Origin of the sequence: Rhizobium aethiopicum, from assembly GCF_900094625.1 — a bacterium.
Taxonomy (GTDB): Bacteria; Pseudomonadota; Alphaproteobacteria; order Rhizobiales; family Rhizobiaceae; genus Rhizobium; species Rhizobium aethiopicum.
The window spans coordinates 319732-341289 of record NZ_FMAJ01000003.1; the positions used below are offsets into that span (position 1 = coordinate 319732).

Genomic DNA, 21558 nt, shown 5'->3' on the forward strand with positions numbered 1-21558 from the left:
ATTGCAGCCTTTGATATGTCACGCATTTTGGAGAGCGCCATGGAAATGCGCCGGCTTGGAAAAACAGGTCTTGCGATCGCGCCGATCGTGATCGGCGGCAATGTCTTCGGCTGGACGGCCGACGAGAAAACATCCTTCGCCATTCTCGACGCCTTTTTCGATGCCGGGCTCAACACGATCGATACGGCAGATGTCTATTCCGCATGGGCTCCCGGCAACAAGGGCGGCGATTCCGAGGAGATCATCGGACGCTGGCTGAAACAGGCGCGGCTCTCCCGCGACAAGGCCGTCGTCGTTACCAAGGTGGGCTCGGACATGGGCCAGGGAAAGACGCTCAAGGAGAGCTATATTCTGGCGGCAGTCGAGGCGTCACTGCGCCGGCTGCAGACGGATTATATCGATCTCTATCTCTCGCATTGGCCGGATGCCGATACGCCACATGCAGAAACGCTCGGCGCCTTTGCGAAGCTGAAGCAGCAGGGCAAGATCCGCGCCATCGGCTGCTCCAATTACGATGCCGGTCTGCTTCAGGCGTCCTTCGACGCAGCCGAGAAGGCCCGTCTGCCACGATATGACGTGCTGCAGCCGGAATATAATCTATACCAGCGCGCAAGCTTCGAGGGGCCGCTTGCCGATCTCTGCGTCCGTCAGGATATCGGCGTCATCACCTATTTTAGCCTCGCTGCCGGCTTCCTCACCGGCAAATACCGCAGTAAGACCGATACGCATGGACGGGCGCGCGAAGGCCGCGTTTCCCAATATCTTGACGCGAAGGGCCTGCGCATTCTCGCCGCGCTCGACAAGCTGGCTGCCGAGACCGGCGCCAAGCCGGCGGAAATCTCGCTTGCCTGGCTGTTGCGCAAAAAGGGCGTGACGGCGCCGATCGCCAGCGCGACCAGCCTGCCGCAGCTCGACAGCCTGGTGAAGTCTGCGACACTTTCGCTTTCCGATGACGCAATGGCGCTGCTCGACGAAGCCGGCGCTGAAAGAACAGAGCCATGACCGCAACGATACGCGATGCCCGCCATGGGGATGAAGCCCGCTGGCGTGAACTCTGGGCAGCCTATCTCGCCTTCTACGAGGTGACGGTCGATGCGGATATTACCGACCAGACGTGGCGGCGGATCTTCGATCCGGCCTCGGCGATCGCGATGCGCGTCGCCGAGATCGACGGCCGGATCATGGGCTTTGCTCTTTTCCTGACGCATGAGGGCACCTGGATCCGTGGCAGGGACTGCTATCTCGAAGACCTCTTCGTCGATCCCGATGCGCGCGGCAAGGGCGTCGGCCGGGCGCTGCTGGACGATCTCGTCGCGCTCTGCAAGGCGCAGGGCTGGTCACGGCTCTATTGGCATACGAGCGAGCAGAACAAGACGGCCCGCGCACTCTACGACAGGTATGTCGAAAGCGACGGCCACATCCGTTATCGCATCAGTTTCTGAGTACCGGAAATCCCTCGTAGAAAGCGGCGTGGTCGCCTTCCCAGTTCGCCATGCCGGGCTTGGTCAGGATGCCGCGTGGCCTGACATAGCTCTGGATCACCCGTTTCGGCCGTTCGTGCCACTGAATATTGAAGGCCCAGAGTTTTGGGAAGAAGCAGAGTGATGCATAAGGCAGGTGGTCGTGGATCCACCAGGCGAGCCGCTGCCAGTCGCTTTCATCGCGATAGCGGTCGATCATCCACGGCACGACAATACAGACGGCGGCGCCCATGCAGCCGTCGAAATCCCTGACATCCCAGATGTGATGCCCAGCGGTGGCGGCATTCGTGGAACAGTTCAGATTGTTGTCGTTACCGAACCGGTTGACCGCAGGCGAGCGGTAGCCGGAGCGGATGTGCAGACGCCCGAACGTCGCTTCCAGCGGCTCCAGCAGTTCCTCGCAAAGTCGCCTGCCTGCCTCGATCGCCACATCGGGATCCTCGGGGATGTTGGGAATGCGGTAGAAATCGGCGATTTCCGAATGCAGGAAATCGCGGAAGAAGAAGTTTTTCGACAACCGCACGCGGCCGAGATCCTCCAGACCTTTCATCGAACCCGGCTTTCGCATGCGTTTTCTTCCTCCACGTCGCGGCGGGGATGATTGCCCGGGGCGGTTTTCCAGTCCACCCGAAATCGATCGGGAACAATTGGCGCGATCTTCGCTTCTTAGTGTGTCGCCGCGTTCGCGGCCTTTCCCAAAACAAGGATCGAGAAAATGGCCAAGGAAAAGACGTTGGAAGATCTCTTCTACGACACGCTCAAGGACATATATTTTGCCGAGCGGCAGATTTTGCGCGCCCTGCCGAAGATGGCACGCGCCGCCCAGTCCTCCGAACTGAAGGCGGGTTTCCAGAAGCATCTCGAGGAAACCGAAGCCCAGGTCGAGCGCCTGCAGCAGGTTTTCGAAAAAATCGGCAAGCGCGCGCAGGGCAAGACCTGCGAGGCAATCCAGGGCATCATCGCCGAGGGCGAAGACATCATGGAAGAGTTCAAGGGCACGCCGGCGCTCGATGCCGGGCTGATCTCGGCGGCGCAGGCCGTAGAGCACTATGAAATTGCACGGTACGGGACGCTGAAGACCTGGGCCGCAACGCTCGGCCTCAAGGATGTCGCCGCCCTGCTCGACCAGACGCTGCAGGAGGAGACGGCTACCGACAAGAAGCTCTCCCAACTCGCAACGACGGCGGCAAACCAGAAGGCGAAAGCCGCCTGATCACTGCGACAACGGGCGGCCTGTTGCTTACCGGCCGCCCGTATCCTTTTGGGCATATCTGAAAAAATCGATGAAGGCGCGCAGCGCCGGCCGCATTTGCCGTCGGGTAGGATAGTAGACAAACGGCCCGGAATAGGGCGCGCACCAATCCTCCAGCACCCGAACAAGCCGACCGGCCGCCAGTTCGGCATGCACCCGCAAGTCGAAGAGATAGGCAAGGCCGGCGCCGTTCAGCGCGGTCAGGAGGGCCAGCCGGTCCTCGCTGACGATGAGCGGCCCATCGACCGCAACAATCAGTTCCTGCCCGTCCTTTTCAAACTCCCAGCGATAGATGGAGCCGTTGGTGAAGCGCCGCTTGATGCAACGGTGGCAGACGAGATAGCGCGGGTGCTCCGGCTTCGGGTAGCGCTCGAAATATTCGGGCGAGGCTGCGATCACTGTCGTGAGATTGGGCGAGATTTTGACGGCGACCATATCGGCCTCCAGACTCTCCTCCAGCCGGATTCCCGCGTCGAAACCCTCCTTGACGATATCGGTGAAGCCGCCTTCATTGGCGATCTCAAGCGTAATATCAGGATAGGTGTTGAGAAAGTCGCCAAGACGGACAGGTGGCGGGCATGCGCTATTCGGAAGCCTCGCTTGCAATGACGAATCTGTAATCAAAAGAAGCCCGGCCGGGCAGCGGCCGGGCTTGCCTTCGCAGCCCACGAAACTATTTAAGAGCATCTCGGAGACCGGGATGAAGAGATGTCGGACAGGCAAGCAGTCGAACAGACGGTTCATCTCTATGTCGAAGGCATGGCCTTCGCCAATGCGGCAGCCTTGAAAAAGGCTTTCCATCCGCAAAGCTCGATCATCGGCTATTATCAAAACGCCGTGGAATGGCTGACTCGGGACGAATTCATTGCCGCGATCCTGGCGGAGGAGCCCGCCCCGCCCGGCACGCAGCCCTTCATGGATATCCAGAGCGTCGATGTCGAGGGCGACGCGGCGAGCGTCAAGGTCACCGACGACTTTGCCGGAATGCGCTTTACCGACTATCTATCGCTGCTGAAGATCGATGGCCGCTGGACGATCGTCAGCAAGCTTTATCATCTGCACACATGAAGAAACCGGCCGCTGGCGCGACCGGTCCATTCAGTTTTCGGCAGATGAAGCTCAGCTTCTGAGCACACCACCGGTGAACTTCGTCACACTCGCCACGATCTTCTGCGTCAGCGCTTCGAAATCCTCATCCGTCAGCGTGCGATCAACCGGCTGGATCTGAACCTCGATCGCCACCGACTTCCTGTCCTCGCCGACCGATGCGCCTTCGAAGATGTCGAAGACATTGACGCCGGTGATGAGCTTGCGGTCGGCGCCGGTCGCAGCCTTGACGATCGCGCCGGCTTCCACAGTCTTGTCGACGACGAAGGCGAAGTCGCGCTTGACAGCCTGGAAGGGCGAAAGATCCAGCGCCGGCTTGGTGCGGGTTGCCTTCTTCTTCGGCTCCGCCATGGCATCGAGATAGACTTCGAAGCCGCAGAGGGCGCCGGAGACATCAAGCGCTTCCAGCGTCAGCGGGTGGAATTCTCCGAAATAGCCGAGCACGGTCTTCGGCCCCATTTTGATCGTGCCGGAGCGGCCGGGATGATACCATTCGGGCCCACCCTGCTCGATCTGGATATTGGCAGTCGGCAGGCCACAGGCTTCAATGACGGCGAGCGCATCGGCCTTGGCATCGAAGACATCCACCGGCTTGCCGCCGCCCTTGGCCGTATTGGACCACATGCGACCCGCACCTGATAGTGAGGCCGTGCCGCGGCGAATGCCGCCGGCGACACGACGCTGGCCCTCCGGCCGGTCGTTCTCATAAGTGCCCGAGACTTCGAAGATCGCCACGTCGCCATAACCCTTGTCGGCATTGCGCTGGGCAGCCGTCAGCAGGCCCGGCAGCAGCGAGGGGCGCATGTCCGACATCTCGGCAGCGATCGGATTAGCAAGCTTGAGGGCCACGGAACCGCCGCCGAAGAGCTTTGCCTGATCTTCCGGAATGAAGGACCAGGTGACCGCCTCCAGCATGCCGCGCGAGGCAAGCGCCCGCTTGGCGGCACGGGTGCGGATCTGCAGCGTCGTCAGGATCTTGTTGTTGACGGCGGCATGGCTTTCGAGCGGCGCCGGCTTGATATTGTCGACGCCATGGATGCGCATGACCTCCTCAACGAGATCGGCCTTGCCGTCGACATCGGGGCGCCATGAGGGAACGGCCACGGAGACGCGTTCGCCGGAGCCGGAAACCGCAAAACCGAGGCGGGCGAGGATCGCATTGCTTTCCTCCGTCGAAACCTCCAGCCCCGTCAGGCGCTTGACCTCGGCATAGGGAAAATCGACGATCCTCGGCTCGTAGCCCTTGTAACCGACGACCTCGGCGCTCGCGGCCGTGCCGCCGCAGAGCTCGAGCACGAGTTCGGTCGTGCGTTCGAGGCCGGGAACCATATATTCCGGATCGACGCCGCGTTCGAAGCGGTAGCGGGCATCGGTGATGATGCCGAGGCTGCGGCCCGATTTGGCAATGTTCATCGGGTCCCAGAGAGCGGATTCGATCAGGACGTCGACGGTGTTCTCGTCGCAGCCGGAATGTTCGCCGCCCATGATGCCGCCGATCGATTCGACGCCATCTTCATCCGATATGACGACGTTGTTCGGGCCAAGCTTGTATTCGCGCTGGTCGAGCGCCAGCACGGTCTCGCCTTCTTTGGCGCGGCGCACCGTCAGGTTGCCCTTGACCTTGGCGGCGTCGAAGACGTGCATCGGCCGGCCCTGGTCGAAGGTCATGTAGTTGGTGATATCGACCAGCGCATTGATCGGGCGCAGACCGATAGCGAGAAGCCGCTGCTGCATCCAGCGCGGGCTGGGGCCGTTCCTGATGCCGCGCACGAGACGCAGCGAAAAGCCCGGGCAGAGCCTGGGATCGTCGAGATCGAGCGTCAGCTTGACCGGCGTCTCGCCTTCGACGGCGAAGGACGGCGCCGGCCGCGTCTTCAGCGTGCCGAGGCCGGAGGCCGCAAGATCGCGGGCGATGCCGTGGATCGAGGTGCAGTCCGGCCGGTTGGGTGTCAGGTTGATCTCAATGACCGGATCATCGAGATGGGCATAAGTCGCATAGCTCGTGCCGACCGGCGCATCGTCAGGCAGATCGATGATGCCGTCGTGATTTTCGGAGATCTCAAGCTCCTTTTCGGAGCACATCATGCCGCGGCTTTCGACGCCGCGAATATTGCCGACCGCAAGCGTCACATCAATGCCGGGAACATAGGTTCCGGGCGCGGCGAAGGCGCCGACGAGGCCGGCGCGCGCATTCGGGGCACCGCAGACGACCTGAACCGGCGCACCGGAACCGGTATCGACCATCAGCACTTTCAGGCGATCGGCCTGAGGGTGTTTTTCCGCCGAGACAACCCGCGCGATGATGAAGGGCTTGAAGGCCGCCTTGTCGTCGACATCCTCCACCTCGAGCCCGATCTCAGTCAGGCGCGCGCAGATTTCATCGAGCGTTGCATCCGTTTCCAGATGCTCTTTCAGCCAGGAGAGCGTGAATTTCATCGTCCCAATTCTCCGTTCAAGCGCTCAAACCGCCGAACAGCGTCGGCATGTCGAGCGGGCGGAAGCCGTAATGCGTCATCCAGCGGACGTCGGCATTGAAGAAGTCGCGCAGGTCCGGCATGCCGTATTTCAGCATGGCGATGCGGTCGAGGCCCATGCCCCAGGCAAAGCCCTGATATTCGTCCGGATCGAGGCCGCCGTAGCGCAGCACGTTCGGATGGACCATGCCGCAGCCGAGGATCTCCATCCAGTCGGTGCCTTCGCCGAACTTCACGATCGGACCGGAGCGGTCGCACTGGATATCGACCTCGAAGGAAGGCTCGGTGAAGGGGAAGAACGACGGCCGGAACCGCATCGTCACGCTGTCGACCTCGAAGAAGGTCTTGCAGAATTCCTCGAGCACCCAGCGGATGTTGGCGACATTGGCCTTCTTGTCGATGACCAGGCCCTCGACCTGATGGAACATCGGCGAGTGCGTGGCGTCCGAATCCTGGCGGTAGGTCTTGCCGGGAATGATGATGCGGATCGGCGGCGGCTGCGTCTCCATGGTACGCACCTGCACGGGCGAGGTGTGGGTGCGCAGCACTTTGCGCTCACCATTCTCATCCGGATTGAAGAAAAACGTGTCGTGCATCTCGCGGGCCGGATGGCCTTCGGGGAAGTTCAGGGCGGTGAAATTGTAATAGTCGGTCTCGATATCGGGACCTTCGGCGATCGAGAAGCCCATGTCGGCGAAGATCGCAGTGATCTCGTCGACGATCTGGCTTATCGGATGGATGCGGCCGCGCTCGGCGGGCGAGGAGCGCACCGGCAGGCTGACATCGACCGTCTCGGCCTTCAGTCGCGCGTTGACAGCCGCAACTTTCAGCATCGACTTGCGTTCGGCAATGGCGTCCGTCACCACATTCTTGAGGGCGTTGATCGCCGCACCGCGGGTCTGGCGTTCCTCCGGCATCATGGCCCCGAGCGTCTTTAAGAGTTCGGAGACCGAGCCCTTCTTACCGAGGGCGGACACGCGCACGGCTTCGAGCGCGGGCTCATCACCAGCGGCGGAAATTTCGGCAAGCAAGGAGGATTTAAGCTGGTCGATATCTGACATTGTCTTCTTTCCGTCCAGGTCAGGCGGCGTTCGAAAGGCAGGCTGGAGAGGCCGGCGCAGGAGTACAGAGAAAGAAAAACCCGCGCTAGCCCAAACCAGCGCGGGTTTCCCAAAATTCAAAAAAGCGTCAAGCTTGGGAAGCGCTGGTTAACGAACCGCGCCTTCAAACTCGTTGGCCGTGCCGGTTTCCTTGAGGTATTCAAGAGCCTTCTTGGCGGCAGCAACCAGCGCGCCGAATGCTTCCGGCTCGTGGATCGCCATGTCGGAGAGAACCTTACGGTCGACTTCGATGCCAGCCTTGTTCAGGCCGTCGATGAAGCGGCCATAGGTCAGGCCGAATTCCCGGACGGCAGCGTTGATGCGCTGGATCCAGAGGGCGCGGAAGTTGCGCTTGTTGACCTTGCGGTCGCGGTATGCGTACTGCTTGGCGCGATCGACGGCAGCCTTGGCGGTACGGATGGTGTTCTTGCGGCGGCCGTAGAAGCCTTTGGCCTGCTTCAGAACCTTCTTGTGCTTGGCGTGGGCAGCGACGCCTCTTTTTACACGTGCCATTTCATGATCTCCTTAATCTAACGCGTTACCGGAATAGTCTCAGAGACCGTTCGGCAGATAGTTCTTCACGACCTTGCGGCCATCGGGTTCTGCGAGAACCATGGTGCCGCGTGCATCGCGAATGAACTTGTTCGAGCGCTTGATCATGCCATGGCGCTTGCCAGCGGCAGCCGCCTTGACCTTGCCGGTAGCGGTGATCTTGAACCGCTTCTTGGCAGAGGACTTCGTCTTCATCTTGGGCATTTTGCTACTCCTTCTGTCCTCCCTGCGCGCTTCATCAAAAAGCCCTCCTCGCGAGGTCCGGTTCTCCGGCCATCGCAACAAGGTGCGGGAGCGTTTGTTGTTGATCTGCGGCATCGGCGACGAACCGTCCCGCAAGCATTCGAAACTGCCACGGCATGCCCTGCCGGTCAGTTCGGACGCGCGCTTATAACCGCAGCGTCATGAAAGTGCAACGGGGCCGCGGAGGAATCTTCGGCTATGCATGTCGCCCGGAAGTGTGCGGCGGTTCCGGGATAACGACATGCATGAAACAAAGGCCCATAATACGGTGGCGCAAAGCACAAAAGCCGCCCTTGCGGACGGCCTTGGGGCGAAAAAGTATCTGGCGCTTACTTCGGCGCCAGCACCATCATCATCTGGCGGCCTTCGAGCTTGGGCTCGGCCTCCACCTTGGCGATCTCGGTCGTGTCGGCCTTGACCTGCTGAAGAAGCTTCATGCCGAGTTCCTGGTGGGCCATTTCACGCCCGCGGAACTTCAGCGTCACCTTGACCTTGTCGCCTTCATCGAAGAAGCGGCCCATCGCCTTCATCTTCACCTCATAATCATGGGTGTCGATGTTCGGGCGCATCTTGATTTCTTTGACTTCGACGATCTTCTGCTTCTTGCGCGCCTCTGCAGCCTTCTTCTGGTTGGCATATTTCAGCTTGCCCAGATCGAGGATCTTGCACACCGGCGGTTCGGCGTTGGGGGAAATTTCGACGAGATCGAGGCCGGCTTCTTCCGCCATTCTCAAGGCCTGGTCGGTGGGCACAACACCCATATTCTGTCCGTCAGCCGCGATCAGCTGAACTTTGGGAATGCGGATTTCACGGTTCGAGCGCGGTCCGTCCTTCACGGGCGCATCGGTCTTAAAAGGTCTGCGAATGGTCGTATTCTCCTCGCGTTGTTTCGGAACGTTGCAGCTGCGCGCTCCCGATCAGGGTGCACAAACCTATCTCGTTATCGCTGCAACGGAGTCAATATCATCCTTTAGCGGAAAAATCACCTGCTGTCAGCCTGCCAAGAATCTGTTTTATAGGCCAAAACAACAGGAGTTTCGCCGATGTCCGATCCGATGCCCAACGCCCAGCCCCAGTTCCTGACGGTCGGTGAAGGCGAGGCGGCGCGCGAGATCGCCATACTCGCCCGCCCGGCGCAAGCCGGCAATACCGCCCCGTCGCTCGTTTGGCTGCCCGGCTACCGTTCCGACATGAACGGTACCAAGGCCGTGGAGCTCGACGGGCTGGCGGTTGAACTCGGTGCCGGCTGTATCCGTCTCGACTATTCCGGCCACGGGCTTTCCGGCGGCAGCTTTCGCGACGGCACGATCTCGCGTTGGCTGGAGGAAGCACTTGCCGTGATCCGCCACCTCGCGCCCGACCGGATCATTCTCGTCGGCTCCTCGATGGGAGGCTGGATCGCGCTCCGACTGGCGCAGGAACTTGCCCGACAAGGCGGTCCGAAGCTCGCCGGCCTGGTGCTGATTGCGCCTGCGCCCGATTTCACCTCCGAACTGATCGAGCCGAACCTGACGGCCAAGGAGCGCAAATCTCTGGCGGAACGCGGCTATTTCGAAGAGCGCTCGCAATACAGTCCTGAACCGAACATCTATATGCAGGCGCTGATCGAGGACGGACGAAAGAACCTCGTACTCGACGGCATGATCGAGACCGGCTGCCCGGTACATATCCTCCAGGGAATGAAAGATCCCGACGTGCCGCATGCGCATGCAATGAAGCTTCTGGAGCACCTTCCCGCCGACGATGTGGTGCTTACCTTCATTCGCGATGGCGACCACCGCCTATCCCGTCCTGGCGATATCGCCCTTCTCCTGAGCGCCGTCAAAGGCATCGTCCGCGCATCCACGACCGGGCAATAATTGCCCCAAACCCGCTGCGAACTTGTTGCATTTTAACCATGTCGGCGAGTCGCAAGGTGTTCACAAGAAGTAACGATTGACTCTTCTCGGCCCTCTCCATTAACAGTTTGTTAATAATTAAGGGGCGATCGAGGAAAGAGCGGGCGTGCGGATCAAAGGTATCTTTGTGGCCATGATGGCCGTGTTTGCGATGGCGACTGCCGCCATCCCAGCTCCAAGCAGAAATGCTTCCATGGTAACAGGCAACGCCACCTCACAGCCGATCGGCCATTACGATTTCTGTCAGATCCACAGCAGTGAATGCGGCGCAAACCGCAATTCGGGCCCGGTCGAGATGACGCCGGCGAAGTGGTCGCTCGTCCGTTCGGTCAACGCGACGGTCAACCGCACGATCACGCCGATGACCGACAAGGAAATCTACGGCAAGGACGAAGTCTGGGCCTATCCGACGACCGCCGGCGATTGCGAAGATTTCGCGCTGCTGAAGCGCCGCATCCTGATCCAGCGCGGGTTTGCGGCCGCCGACCTTCTGATGACGGTCGTGCGCAAGCCCGACGGTGAAGGCCATGCGGTCCTGACGCTGCGCACAGCCGAAGGCGATTTCGTGCTCGACAACCTCGCTGCCGACGTCAAGCCGTGGTTCGGCACGCCCTATAGCTTCGTCAAGCGCCAGTCGAGCTACAATGCCGGCCGCTGGGTCACCATCGAGAATGGCCGCGACGTTCTGGTCGGCGCTCTGCGATAAGGATTGCAATAGAGAATGTGGAAAGGCCGGCGATTTGCCGGCCTTTTTGTTTCGTGGGTGATGGTTCTCTCTTCCTTATGCGAAAGGTGCCGGCTGCTAACCGGCCTTTCGCTTGCACGCAAGCGACAGGCCGGTTTGATGCCGAGTATGCCGGCACCGTTTCCGGCCCTGCGCAGGGCTCCGGGCGTTCGCTGCTGCAATCGATTCACTGGATCGATTGCTCGGGCTCCGCCCGACCGCAGCTCACCCATTCCCGATCAGAATGCCGGCGGCGAGGACCAGGCTGCCGCCGAGCACCACCTGGAAGGCGGCGCGTAGGAACGGGGTTTCCATGTAGCGGTTTTGAATGAAGGCGATTGCCCATAATTCGAAGAAGACGATGATGGTGGCGGTGATCGTCGCCGTCCAGAAATGCGGGATCAGATAGGGCAGCGCGTGGCCGAGGCCGCCGAGCGCCGTCATAATGCCGCAGGCAAGGCCGCGCTTGACCGGCGAGCCCCTGCCGGAGATCTTGCCGTCATCATGGGCGGCTTCGGTGAAGCCCATCGAGATACCGGCGCCGACGGAGGCGGAAAGGCCGACGAGAAAGGTCTGCCAGGTATCCTGGGTGGCGAAGGCGGCGGCAAAGATCGGCGCCAGCGTCGAGACCGAGCCGTCCATCAAGCCGGCCAGCCCCGGCTGCACATAGGTCAGCACGAATTGCCGATGCGCCGTCTCGTCCTCATTGCGCCTGACATCCTCGGGCCTGTGTTTGTCGCCCAGCATGCGGGCAATGTCCTCATGCCCCTGTTCGGCGAGCGCGAGATCACCGAGCAGCTCACGTGTCGAGGCATCGGCGGTACGCTTTGCCGCCTCGACATAAAAACGACAGGCCTGCTCCTCCATCGCCTCGGTCTCCTGCCGCATCGCATCGAGCGACAGGTTGGCCCTCAACCAGTCCGGCTTGCGCTCGTAGAAGCCCTGCACATGCTCGCGCCGGATCAGCGGGATGCGCTCGCCGAAACGTTGGCGATGGATTTCGAACAACGATTTGCGATGGGTGTCCTCGACCTCGGCCATATCTTCAAAGACCTTGGCCGAGGCTGGAAATTCAGGGCGCAGCCTGTCGGCATAGGCGAGATAGATGCGGGCGTCGTCTTCCTCGGAGGCAATCGCAAGGGCAAGAATTTCCTGCTCGGAGAGCGACTCGAAGGATCGTTTCGGCGACCTGAAAAACCGCGCCAGCATAGGTGTCTCCAATAATTTAGAATAATTCTAAATCTAAAGAAGGAGGCGATGGTGGTCAAGTGGACGGGCGGAGCGGCTGACAGATTGCCGCAAGCGGCACGAGCGGCTTTGGTTCGCAGCGGTAAAGACCTATATGAGGGCTGCTGCATCACGCGGCGCCGGATTTTATGATGGACAATGACATTCAAGGCCGCCCCGCCCATGTCGCGGCCATCCGCGAGAGGGCGGAGGCCGAAATGCAGGCGATGGGCGTCGACGAGGCCTTCATCGGACGGCTGGTGGAGACTTTCTACGGGCGCGTGCTGGCGCATCCCGATCTCGGTCCCGTGTTTGATGCCAGGCTCTCCGGCCGCTGGCCGGAGCACATGGAGAAGATGAAGAGCTTCTGGTCGGCCGTCGCCTTCCGCAGCGGCGCCTATGGCGGCAAGCCGGTGCAAGCGCATACGGGCGTTCAGAACCTGACGCCCGATCTTTTTCCGAAGTGGTTATCGCTGTTTGCCGCGACGCTCGACGATGTCGCCCCCTCGCCGGAAGCCAAGGCCTGGTTCATGGCGACGGCAGAGCGGATCGCCAAAAGCCTGACGCTGTCGCTGTTCTACAATCCCGCTCTCGACGACCCCGCAAAAAGGACGGGCTGATCACGGCCTTGCGGAAAAGGTGGCGCCGGCGCTTGCGGCGACCACCAAGGCAGTTCCGGCCATCTGCAGCAGCGTCATCGGCTGGGCCAGGATGACGAAGCCCGCAAGCGCGGCGATGGCCGGTTCGAGGCTCATCAGGATGCCGAAGGAGGTTGTCGGCATCCGCCGCAAGGCGATCAGTTCCAAGGTGTAGGGCAGCAGCGGCACCAGAATGGCAAGGCCCGCCATTTCAATCAGGCCGTAGCCATCGAGCGCCGGCACGGCACCGGCAAAGCCGAAAGGTGTCGCGACAAGAGCGGCAACCATCAGCGACATGGACAGCCCTTCTAGCCCCTTGAAGCTCGCACCGATCTTTTTCGTCAGGACGATATAGATCGCCCAACCGGTGCCGGCGCCGAGCGCAAAGAAAATACCTTCGACGTCGCCGACCCAGCCTTCCCCGTCATGAGCAAGTGCTAGAACACCAAGTGCTGCAATGAGGGGCCAGAGGAGACGCCGGCTCAGGCCATAGCCGACGGTCGCAACGGAAAGCGGACCGAGAAAATCGATCGCCACGGCAAGACCGAGCGGAATACGCTCGATCGCCGCGAAGAAGCTCATGGTCATCAGCGCTGTCGTCGCGCCGAGAACCAGAGCGCTCGTCCATTGCGCCCGGTTGTAGCTGGCGATGCGGGGTCGCACCACAACGGCAAGAATGATGGCCGCGAAAGCGAGGCGCATCCAGCTTGCCCCAGCCGGCCCATAGCTCGCGATCGCCTGAGAAGAAAGAGCTGCGCCGAACTGGATCGAAGACATGGACAGGAGGCACATCAGCCCGCCGGCCGCCAGGCCGGAGGAGGTGGGAGGCGTTTCCAATGCCAGTACGCCGGCGCCGTCCTTCGTTCCGTCTTTCATCTCAGTCTCCGATTGCGCCCTCTTCTTACGGAGCCCATTTGCACCCGACAAATTCAAACTGCTGATCCAGGCAGCAATAGGCCTGATGTATCTCAGAGGCGGCCGGTAAGGATCACCTCTTCGGCGTCTTCGAGGCTCATCTCGAAGACCTTCCTGCCGATCTCGAAGCTGAAGCCATTGCGAGCGAAGGCGGAGAGCTCCTTTGCCTTCCGTTTGTCGTCGAGTTCGACGCGACGGAAAGGACCGAAGGCACGTTTGCGGGCGAAGATCGTCGCGGCATGGAGGTCATCCGCTGCTTCGAGCGCGGCTTCGACCTTGTCGCTTGCGACACCCTTGGCCGCAAGTTTCCGGGCGATGACGCGCTTCGATTTGCCACCGCGCACGGCCGAGCGCGTGCTGATCTCAGCATAGACGCGATCATCGAGAGCCTTGTTGTCATAGGCGAATTTGACGGCGAAATCGGCAAGGGCCTTGAGTTGCGCCGCGCCGATATCTTCGAACTTCTCCTTCGCCTTGCGGGTGATGGCGTCAAAGAGCTGCTTTTCCGTCATCATCCGCCGTTCGAGGCGATAGATGGCGGAGTTGCGCGCCCAGCTCAGCATGCGCGGTGTCGGTATATCGGAGGAGACAGTCTCGTCGGTCATAGCAAGCGGTCAGGCTTCCAGGCCCTTGAGCACATTGGCGACGTTGAGGCCGATTTCCGGCACGCCGTAACCGCCCTCCATGCAGGTGACGACCGGCAGGCCGGCGGCAGCGATCATCTCTCCCATGCGGATGAAATCTTCGGATTTCAGCTGGAAGAAGGAAATCGGATCGCGCTCGAAGGTATCGACGCCGAGGGCCAGGACGATCGCCTCGGCGCCGAAGACCTTGCTACGGGCGAGCGCATCGGCAAGGGCCGAAGACCAGACCTCCCAGGGCGTTTGGGGCGGCATCGGATAGTTGCGGTTGGCGCCAGTGCCCTCGCCTTCGCCCACTTCATCGGCATGGCCGAGGAAATAGGGAAAGGCAAACATGGGATCGCCGTGCAGCGAGGCGGTGAAGACATCGCCTCTGTGATAGAACAGGTCCTGCGTACCGTTGCCATGGTGAAAATCGACGTCGAGCACGGCAACCTTCTTCGCGCCGTGATCGATGAGACGCTGGGCGGCGACCCCGGCATTGTTGATGAAGCAATAGCCGCCGAAGAGATCGATGCCGGCATGATGGCCGGGCGGGCGGCAGAGCGCGAAAGCGAAACGGTTGCCGGCATTCAGCCAATCCGCGCCTGTGATGGCGCAACGCATGGAGGCGATCGCCGCTTCGTAAGAGCCCTTGGTGATCGAGGTATCGGCGGCATTGGCATAGTGGCCGATAGCACCAACGATATTGTCGGGCACGCGCTGGCTGGTGCGGCGGACCGGGAAGGAATTGGCGATCGCTTCGCCTTCGAAGCCGGCCGCGACCCAGCGATCCCAGACGGTGGCGAGAAAATCGAGATAGGCGGGATCATGCACCCTCCGGGCTGTTTCCAGCCCATGCGCATCCGGCGCCACGACATCGGCAAAGCCGGCCTTCTTGACCGCCGTCAGGATCCATTCGGCGCGGAACGGCGCCTCGAAGGGCGTTACCAGCTGACCGGCATAGAGCTCTGTCCTGGCGTCGCGCAGCTTGTGGTCTTCGGAATAGATGACGCGCATTTCAAATCCTGTCCTCGAAGGAAAATCAATCGGCGAGATCGACACTTACATGGACCAGGGCCAACAAAAAAGCGTCACCGCGCTCTTGATTGCCCAAACAAAGGAGGTCACCTTCGGCCCGTTCCGGAGCGAGGGAACCTGCCGCATGAAAGTGTTGATGGTCGATGTCGATGGCGTGCTCGTTCACGGTCGTCCGGCCGACGGCCTCCCTCTCTTCACATTTCTGGAACGCGATCTGGGACTTAGTCTCGAGCAGCTGCAGCGGGAATTCTTCCATACTCACTGGGGCGAGATCATTGTCGGCCGCGAGGCGCTGGAACCGAGGCTCGCCCAGGTGCTGGCAAAAATCGCCCCTCACCTCAGTGCCGCGGCGCTGATCGATTACTGGTTTGAAAATGATTCCCGCCTCGACCGCAATCTCCTGGACGAACTCGCCGCCCTGAGAGACAGCGGCGTCGCCCTGTTTTTGGCGACCAACCAGGAGCACAGGCGGGCGCGCTACCTGATGGAACAGGCCGGACTTGGAGCGCATTTCGATGACATCCTGTATTCCGCTGCCCTTGGACACCGGAAACCATCGCGGGAATTCTTCCGGCTGGCGACCGAGCGCGCCGGCGTGCTGCCCGGCGAAATCGCCTTCATCGACGACATGGCGGAAAATATCGAGGCGGCGCGGCAGTTCGGCTGGCACGCGGCGCAATGGTCGGCGGGTGCTACACTTACGGGCGCATTTCCGGCATTCGGCCAGCCGGTTTGAGCCGATCTGGCGCAATCAGGCGAGCCGCTTGTAGAACAGGGTGGTGTCGCAGAAGCCGCCTTGCGGCCACAGAGCATAATCGGGGATGACGCCGACGCGTTGCCAGCCCAGCCGCGGATAGATTGCTTCGGCATCACTGCCGGTTGCCGTATCGAGCACGAGCAGGGTCTTGCCGCGGGCGGCCGCCTCGCGTTCGGCGGCTTCCATCAACAGACGGGCGAGACCGCGCCCGCGGGCAGAACGATGCACCAGGAGCTTCTTCAGATCGCCGCGATGCGGCTGGTTCGGCATCTGCGCAGCACCGACCTGCACCGTGCCGACGATCCGGCCCTCCAGTTCGGCGACCAGCAGCAGGCTGCCGCCACCGGCAACCGCGCCGGCGACATCGCGCCAATAGAACTCGGCATCTTCGGGTCCATAGGGATGCATGAAACCGACGGAGGCGCCGCCCGCGACACAATCGGCGAGCACCGCCGACAGGGCGGGAACGGCGGCGCGAGCTTCCTCGGCTGAAAGGTTACGAATATCCGGCATGATCTTCTCCCGAAATGAATAACGTTATCGGCTGCCGCGATCGAGCACGACGCAATAGCGCGCTGGCGCGTTGCCGGGATTGTGGAAAACGTGACCTTCGCCGACGGGCATGAAGAGGCAATCCCCAGGACGCAGCCGGTAGACCGTCTCACCCGTCGTCATCTCCATCTCACCGTCGAACAGCCAGACATGCTGCGTCATGCCATGGGATGCGCCGTGCGGGGGAAAACTGACGCGGGCGCCCGGGGGAAATTCGACTTCGACGATGTCGACCGCGGAGGCAGTGCCGGGCGCCGAGACCGCGCGCCTGAGATAACCGGTTTCCGGATCGCGCCAGACCTGCTGCTCCTGCCGGCGCGCGAGCGGCGAAGATTGCTGCCCGTCTTCGGCGAAGAAGGCTGAGAGCGAGAGGCCGAGCGCTGCGCAGATCCTTGCCAGCAATGACGCAGTGGGGCTCGCCTCTGCCCGTTCGATGCGCGAGATCATGGCGCGGCTGACGCCGGAGGCCGCCGCCAGTTCGTCCAATGTCAGGCCCTTTTCCAGCCGCAGCTTGCGGATGCGAATGCCGATTGCCTGTTCCAGTTCCTGTTCCATCAACGATCCATGATTCTACTATAAGAGAAATACAGCATCCGATGATGGAATCAAGTCCCTGCCGGTGGGTGGATGACGCCTTGCTTTCACCACGCCGGCGTCGATATATGGCAACGAAAATCCGAGGAGATAGTGATGGACGCCAGTACGCAGAGCATCGAGGCGACGGGAAGCTTCACGGCTGCCGCCTGGGACAGGATCGCGCCCGTCATGGCCGAGATCGAGATATTGCCGCTTCTGACGCGACTGTCGGACGGCACGCTGCCGCCGGACGTTTTTCGGCACTATATCCTGCAGGACGCACTCTACCTGAAGCATTATGCGCGCTGCCTCGCCATCGTGGCCGCGAAGGCGCCTGATAATGCCCAGGTGCTGCGCTTCCTCGGTTCGGCGCAGAAGGCGATCACCGTCGAGCAGGGCCTGCATGCCGGCTTTCTCACTCAGTTCGGCATCACCTCGGAAGACGTGACATCGGCCGACCCCTCGCCTGCCTGTTTTGCATATACGAACTTCCTGCTCGCCACCGCCTATCACAGCTCCTATGCGGTGGCGCTTTCGGCCATCCTGCCCTGCTTCTGGATCTACTGGCATGTCGGCGAAGCGATCAAGAACCGGCCTGTTATCGAGGGCAATGCCTTCCAGGCCTGGATCAACACCTATGGCGATCCGCAATTTGCCGCTGGCGCCCGCGAAGTGATCGCGCTGACCGATATCGCCGCCCGCTCGGCATCGCCGACGGAGCGCACTCAGATGATGGATGTTTTCGTGCGCGCCTCGCAATATGAATGGATGTTCTGGGATTCGGCCTGGCGGCTGGAGACGTGGCCGGTCTGAGCCACGTCCGACCGGCCCACGAAATAGCGTAAACAGCGGGATAATTACCGCTTTGCGGCAGGGGGCGGCGCTGCTATATGGCGCGCATGAGCACCAATTCCACCACTCCGCTGTCCCATATCCGCAACTTCTCGATCGTGGCCCATATCGACCACGGCAAATCGACGCTGGCCGACCGGCTGATCCAAACGACGGGCGGCCTTGCCGAGCGCGAAATGTCCGAGCAGGTGCTCGACAATATGGATATCGAGCGCGAGCGCGGAATCACCATCAAGGCGCAGACCGTGCGCCTGCATTACCAGGCAAACAACGGCGAGAAGTACATCCTCAACCTGATCGACACGCCCGGCCACGTCGACTTCGCCTATGAAGTGTCGCGTTCGCTGTCGGCCTGCGAGGGCTCGCTGCTCGTCGTCGACGCCAGCCAGGGCGTCGAGGCGCAGACGCTCGCCAATGTCTATCAGGCGATCGACAACAACCACGAGCTCGTCACCGTCCTCAACAAGATCGATTTGCCGGCCGCCGAACCCGACCGGATCAAGGAACAGATCGAGGAAGTGATTGGCATCGACGCTTCGGAGGCCGTGCTGATCTCGGCCAAGACCGGCCTCGGCATTCCCGATGTGCTGGAGGCGATCGTCAACAAGCTGCCGGCGCCGAAAAGCCCGGGCGGTGAAAAGGCGCCGCTGAAGGCGCTGCTCGTCGACAGCTGGTACGACACCTATCTCGGCGTCATGGTTCTGGTGCGCATCATCGACGGCGTGCTGACCAAGGGCCAGACGATCCGCATGATGGGCACGGATGCTAAATACCAGGTGGAGCGCGTCGGTGTGCTGACGCCGAAAATGGTCAATGTCGACAGCCTCGGCCCCGGCGAGATCGGCTTCATCACCGCCTCGATCAAGGAAGTGGCCGATACCCGCGTCGGCGACACGATCACCGAGGACAAGCGGCCGACCGCCCAGGCGCTGCCGGGTTTCAAGCCGGCGCAGCCGGTGGTCTTCTGCGGCCTCTTCCCGGTCGATGCCGCCGATTTCGAGGATCTGCGCGCCGCCATGGGCAAGCTTCGCCTGAACGACGCCTCCTTCTCCTTCGAAATGGAATCCTCGGCCGCGCTCGGCTTCGGCTTCCGCTGCGGCTTCCTCGGCCTCTTACATCTCGAAATCATCCAGGAGCGGCTGGAACGCGAGTTCGATCTCGACCTGATCGCCACCGCACCCTCCGTCGTTTACAAGATGTACATGACCGACGGCACGGAGCGCGAGCTGCACAACCCGGCCGACATGCCCGATGTCGTCAAGATCTCCGAAATCCACGAGCCATGGATCCGCGCGACGATCCTGACCCCCGACGATTATCTCGGCGGCATCCTCAAGCTCTGCCAGGACCGGCGCGGCATCCAGATCGAGCTCACCTATGTTGGCACGCGCGCAATGCTGACCTACGACCTGCCGCTCAACGAAGTCGTCTTCGATTTCTACGACCGGCTGAAGTCGATCTCGAAGGGCTATGCCTCCTTCGACTACACGCTCACCGACCACCGCGAAGGCAACCTCGTGAAGATGTCCATCCTCGTCAACGGCGAGCCGGTCGATGCTCTCTCGATGATGGTCCACCGGACCGCTGCCGAAAAGCGCGGCCGCGACATGTGCGAGAAGCTCAAGGAGCTGATCCCCAAGCACATGTTCAAGATCCCGATCCAGGCAGCGATCGGCGGCAACGTCATCGCGCGCGAGACGATTTCTGCGCTGCGCAAGGACGTGACGGCAAAATGCTATGGCGGCGACGCCACCCGCAAGCGCAAGCTGCTCGACAAGCAGAAGGCCGGCAAGAAGCGCATGCGCCAGTTCGGCAAGGTGGAGATCCCGCAGGAAGCGTTTATTGCTGCGCTGAAGATGGGCGACGAATAACGCTTCTCAATGGCATCTTATGCGCATATGATTTGCGCATAAGATCGAGGAGATCGTTATGGGGCGTCAGGCCAGAAAAGCTGCGAATCTTTCACTTGACGAAGGCCTCGTTTCCCAGGCGCGCGAACTCAAGATCAACATATCGCGAGCCGCGGAGGATGGTATTGCCAAGGCGATAAAGGCGGAACGCGAGCGGCTTTGGCGGATCGAGAACGCCGATGCTATCCGGCTCGAAAACGAATATGTCAAAAAACACGGTCTGCCGCTCGCCAAGTACCGTCAGTTTTGATGGCACGCTTTCACGTCTATCAGCTGAAAAACGAAAATGTCCTTGCCATCGATCTTCAAGCCAATCTGCTTGACGATCTGCCGTCGCGGGTCATGGTGCCGCTGTATCCAGTGCGGGAACTGAGTTGGTCGATCTCACGGCTGAACCCACACCTTTCCATCGAGGGTGAAACCTATGTCATGGCCACTCAGCGCATGGCATCAATCCCGACCGGGGAAATAGGAAAAGCGGTCACAGATTTATCGGCGGAAAGTGATACCATCCTGCGCGCCACGGGTTTTCTCTTCCAGGGCTTCTGAGCCTTCATTCTCTGCCCGTGTACTCCTTCACCAGCCCCTCATAAGCGCTCATCTCCGGCAGCGCCGCGTAGCTGTAGACTGCTCCTGTCTCGGCGAATGCCAGCTTCTCGCTTGTCCATGTCTCGACGAAGGGCGTGAACCAGCTGGGGTCGTCGAGCATGGTGACGCGCAGATTGACGAACCAGTCCATGCCTTCCGGCCGGGTGAACATCCAGCTCATGCAATGCGGGCAGAAATAATGCTTGGTGACGCCGTGCAGGCCACCGATGACCGGCTCGCCTTTGGTGACCTCGAAGCCTTCGCTCGGAACGGCGGCGCTCAGCGAATAGGAGCTCGCGGTCATCTTTTGGCACCCTGTGCAATGGCAGGCCATTGTGAGTAGCGGCGGAGCACTGATCTTCAAGCGCACCCGGCCGCACCGGCAGCCGCCTTCCATGGGTAGATTCAATGTGCTCATGGCTCCCTCCGTTTCGCTTTCTCATCTAGCGGAGTGATTCTCACTGTCGAGATGGGAAGTTTACTGCGGACGGGTGGCATCGGCTTATCGCATGCGGGCTGGGTTACCGACGACGGTCGCGCCCGCCGGCACACCCTTGGTCACGACGGCGCCCGCACCGACGATCGCACCATCGCCAATCGCCACGCCGCCGAGGATGATGGCGCCGCCGCCGATCCAGACGTCGCTGCCGATCGTGACCGGCCGGGCGATCTCGATACCCCGGCTGCGAAGGGCCGGGTCCTTGTGGTGTTCGGCGCAATAGATCTGCACGCCGGGTCCGAACATGCTGCGGTCGCCGATCGTCACACGGCTGGAATCCAGAATGGTGCAGCCGGCATTGAAATAGACGCGCTCGCCGAGAACGATATTGATGCCGTAGGAGCAGTGAAACGGCGCTTCGATGAAAACATCGGGTGAGGCCGCGGCGAAGAGCGCCCTCAGGGCCGGCGCCATAGCGCCGCGCTCGTCCGGCGGCAGCGTGTTATGGGCATGGACGGCCAACCGCGCCTGTTGACGCAGAAGATCGAGCTCGTCATCAAGGCAGCAATACCATTCACCCGCCGCCATCTTTTCGCGTTCGCTTGCCGGCAT

Annotated in this window: 26 protein-coding genes and 1 pseudogene; 12 read left to right on the forward strand and 15 right to left on the reverse strand. The window is 61.3% G+C overall.

Features of this window, described 5'->3' with window-relative positions; genetic code table 11:
• The first annotated feature begins 39 nt into the window (after window positions 1-39).
• Together GA0061105_RS08650 and GA0061105_RS08655 are read left to right on the forward strand one after the other, a co-directional pair.
• A complete protein-coding gene (locus GA0061105_RS08650) occupies window positions 40-1002 on the forward strand; it encodes an aldo/keto reductase (protein WP_092749425.1) in 963 nt (320 codons plus the stop codon).
• Window positions 999-1442: a GNAT family N-acetyltransferase gene (locus tag GA0061105_RS08655; RefSeq protein ID WP_092749427.1), complete on the forward strand. Its 444-nt coding sequence runs from the start codon at window positions 999-1001 to the stop codon at window positions 1440-1442. Before GA0061105_RS08650 ends, GA0061105_RS08655 begins: the two co-directional genes overlap by 4 nt.
• Here GA0061105_RS08655 and GA0061105_RS08660 read toward each other — a convergent pair.
• Window positions 1432-2049: a hypothetical protein gene (locus GA0061105_RS08660; RefSeq protein WP_092749429.1), complete on the reverse strand. Its 618-nt coding sequence runs from the start codon at window positions 2047-2049 to the stop codon at window positions 1432-1434. The two genes, GA0061105_RS08655 and GA0061105_RS08660, sit on opposite strands and share 11 nt — an antisense overlap.
• A gap of 147 nt (window positions 2050-2196) precedes the next feature.
• Between GA0061105_RS08660 and GA0061105_RS08665 the strand changes: the two genes are divergently transcribed.
• Entirely contained in the window at window positions 2197-2694 is a 498-nt protein-coding gene (locus GA0061105_RS08665; RefSeq protein ID WP_092749431.1) for a YciE/YciF ferroxidase family protein, read from the forward strand.
• A 27-nt stretch (window positions 2695-2721) separates the two neighbouring features.
• On the opposite strand, the pseudogene GA0061105_RS08670 reads toward GA0061105_RS08665, so the two are convergent.
• Window positions 2722-3372: pseudogene (locus tag GA0061105_RS08670) on the reverse strand (LysR substrate-binding domain-containing protein); the annotation flags it as partial.
• Between the two features lie 69 nt (window positions 3373-3441).
• On the opposite strand from GA0061105_RS08670, the gene GA0061105_RS08675 reads away from it, so the two are divergent.
• A complete protein-coding gene (locus GA0061105_RS08675; RefSeq protein ID WP_064693458.1) occupies window positions 3442-3801 on the forward strand; it encodes a nuclear transport factor 2 family protein in 360 nt (119 codons plus the stop codon).
• A gap of 51 nt (window positions 3802-3852) precedes the next feature.
• Here GA0061105_RS08675 and pheT read toward each other — a convergent pair whose 3' ends face one another.
• From pheT to infC, 5 genes are all read right to left on the reverse strand, one after another.
• Window positions 3853-6276 (reverse strand): phenylalanine--tRNA ligase subunit beta, encoded by a 2424-nt coding sequence (gene pheT, locus GA0061105_RS08680; protein ID WP_092749433.1) that lies wholly within the window; start codon window positions 6274-6276, stop codon window positions 3853-3855.
• A 16-nt stretch (window positions 6277-6292) separates the two neighbouring features.
• The gene (gene pheS, locus GA0061105_RS08685) at window positions 6293-7375 is read right to left on the reverse strand and encodes a phenylalanine--tRNA ligase subunit alpha (RefSeq protein ID WP_092749435.1); all 1083 of its coding nucleotides are present in this window, start codon (window positions 7373-7375) and stop codon (window positions 6293-6295) included.
• A 147-nt stretch (window positions 7376-7522) separates the two neighbouring features.
• Complete coding sequence (gene rplT / locus GA0061105_RS08690; RefSeq protein ID WP_064693455.1) at window positions 7523-7927, reverse strand: 50S ribosomal protein L20; 405 nt, start codon at window positions 7925-7927, stop codon at window positions 7523-7525.
• Window positions 7928-7966: 39 nt separating this feature from the next.
• Window positions 7967-8170 (reverse strand): 50S ribosomal protein L35, encoded by a 204-nt coding sequence (gene rpmI, locus GA0061105_RS08695; RefSeq protein WP_007813308.1) that lies wholly within the window; start codon window positions 8168-8170, stop codon window positions 7967-7969.
• A gap of 368 nt (window positions 8171-8538) precedes the next feature.
• A complete protein-coding gene (gene infC / locus GA0061105_RS08700; RefSeq protein WP_073990355.1) occupies window positions 8539-9075 on the reverse strand; it encodes a translation initiation factor IF-3 in 537 nt (178 codons plus the stop codon).
• 177 nt (window positions 9076-9252) lie between these two features.
• Here infC and GA0061105_RS08705 point away from each other — a divergent pair, with 177 nt between their 5' ends.
• Complete coding sequence (locus tag GA0061105_RS08705) at window positions 9253-10068, forward strand: alpha/beta hydrolase (protein ID WP_092749437.1); 816 nt, start codon at window positions 9253-9255, stop codon at window positions 10066-10068.
• Window positions 10069-10213: 145 nt separating this feature from the next.
• Window positions 10214-10813 (forward strand): transglutaminase-like cysteine peptidase, encoded by a 600-nt coding sequence (locus tag GA0061105_RS08710; RefSeq protein ID WP_064693453.1) that lies wholly within the window; start codon window positions 10214-10216, stop codon window positions 10811-10813.
• A 243-nt stretch (window positions 10814-11056) separates the two neighbouring features.
• On the opposite strand, the gene mbfA is transcribed toward GA0061105_RS08710, so the two are convergent.
• The gene (mbfA, locus tag GA0061105_RS08715; RefSeq protein ID WP_092749439.1) at window positions 11057-12040 is read right to left on the reverse strand and encodes an iron exporter MbfA; all 984 of its coding nucleotides are present in this window, start codon (window positions 12038-12040) and stop codon (window positions 11057-11059) included.
• 170 nt (window positions 12041-12210) lie between these two features.
• Between mbfA and GA0061105_RS08720 the strand changes: the two genes are divergently transcribed.
• Window positions 12211-12678, forward strand: coding sequence for a group III truncated hemoglobin (locus GA0061105_RS08720; RefSeq protein WP_092749750.1), 468 nt, complete (start codon window positions 12211-12213; stop codon window positions 12676-12678).
• Here the strand turns inward: GA0061105_RS08720 and GA0061105_RS08725 are convergent, their stop codons facing one another.
• The 3 genes from GA0061105_RS08725 to GA0061105_RS08735 form a co-directional block, all read right to left on the reverse strand.
• Entirely contained in the window at window positions 12679-13572 is an 894-nt protein-coding gene (locus tag GA0061105_RS08725) for an EamA family transporter (RefSeq protein WP_092749441.1), read from the reverse strand.
• 92 nt (window positions 13573-13664) lie between these two features.
• Window positions 13665-14216: a recombination regulator RecX gene (recX, locus tag GA0061105_RS08730; protein WP_092749443.1), complete on the reverse strand. Its 552-nt coding sequence runs from the start codon at window positions 14214-14216 to the stop codon at window positions 13665-13667.
• A gap of 9 nt (window positions 14217-14225) precedes the next feature.
• Window positions 14226-15251 carry a histone deacetylase family protein gene (locus tag GA0061105_RS08735; protein ID WP_092749445.1) on the reverse strand — a complete coding sequence of 342 codons (1026 nt, stop codon included), beginning with the start codon at window positions 15249-15251 and terminating at the stop codon, window positions 14226-14228.
• 145 nt (window positions 15252-15396) lie between these two features.
• Between GA0061105_RS08735 and GA0061105_RS08740 the strand changes: the two genes are divergently transcribed.
• Window positions 15397-16008 carry an HAD family hydrolase gene (locus GA0061105_RS08740; RefSeq protein WP_092749752.1) on the forward strand — a complete coding sequence of 204 codons (612 nt, stop codon included), beginning with the start codon at window positions 15397-15399 and terminating at the stop codon, window positions 16006-16008.
• 15 nt (window positions 16009-16023) lie between these two features.
• Here GA0061105_RS08740 and GA0061105_RS08745 read toward each other — a convergent pair whose 3' ends face one another.
• Both GA0061105_RS08745 and GA0061105_RS08750 read right to left on the reverse strand, forming a co-directional pair.
• Window positions 16024-16542, reverse strand: a complete 519-nt coding sequence (locus GA0061105_RS08745; protein WP_064693447.1) for a GNAT family N-acetyltransferase — start codon at window positions 16540-16542, stop codon at window positions 16024-16026.
• A gap of 24 nt (window positions 16543-16566) precedes the next feature.
• Window positions 16567-17136: a helix-turn-helix domain-containing protein gene (locus GA0061105_RS08750; RefSeq protein WP_092749447.1), complete on the reverse strand. Its 570-nt coding sequence runs from the start codon at window positions 17134-17136 to the stop codon at window positions 16567-16569.
• 135 nt (window positions 17137-17271) lie between these two features.
• Between GA0061105_RS08750 and tenA the strand changes: the two genes are divergently transcribed.
• From tenA to GA0061105_RS08770, 4 genes are all read left to right on the forward strand, one after another.
• Entirely contained in the window at window positions 17272-17970 is a 699-nt protein-coding gene (gene tenA / locus GA0061105_RS08755; protein ID WP_064693445.1) for a thiaminase II, read from the forward strand.
• Between the two features lie 77 nt (window positions 17971-18047).
• Window positions 18048-19880, forward strand: coding sequence for a translation elongation factor 4 (lepA, locus tag GA0061105_RS08760; protein ID WP_064693444.1), 1833 nt, complete (start codon window positions 18048-18050; stop codon window positions 19878-19880).
• Window positions 19881-19938: 58 nt separating this feature from the next.
• Window positions 19939-20169 carry a type II toxin-antitoxin system CcdA family antitoxin gene (locus GA0061105_RS08765; RefSeq protein WP_064693443.1) on the forward strand — a complete coding sequence of 77 codons (231 nt, stop codon included), beginning with the start codon at window positions 19939-19941 and terminating at the stop codon, window positions 20167-20169.
• Window positions 20169-20468 (forward strand): CcdB family protein, encoded by a 300-nt coding sequence (locus GA0061105_RS08770; protein WP_092749449.1) that lies wholly within the window; start codon window positions 20169-20171, stop codon window positions 20466-20468. Before GA0061105_RS08765 ends, GA0061105_RS08770 begins: the two co-directional genes overlap by 1 nt.
• A gap of 4 nt (window positions 20469-20472) precedes the next feature.
• On the opposite strand, the gene GA0061105_RS08775 is transcribed toward GA0061105_RS08770, so the two are convergent.
• Both GA0061105_RS08775 and GA0061105_RS08780 read right to left on the reverse strand, forming a co-directional pair.
• Window positions 20473-20925, reverse strand: coding sequence for a GFA family protein (locus GA0061105_RS08775; protein WP_092749451.1), 453 nt, complete (start codon window positions 20923-20925; stop codon window positions 20473-20475).
• Between the two features lie 84 nt (window positions 20926-21009).
• Window positions 21010-21558, reverse strand: a complete 549-nt coding sequence (locus GA0061105_RS08780) for a sugar O-acetyltransferase (protein WP_092749453.1) — start codon at window positions 21556-21558, stop codon at window positions 21010-21012.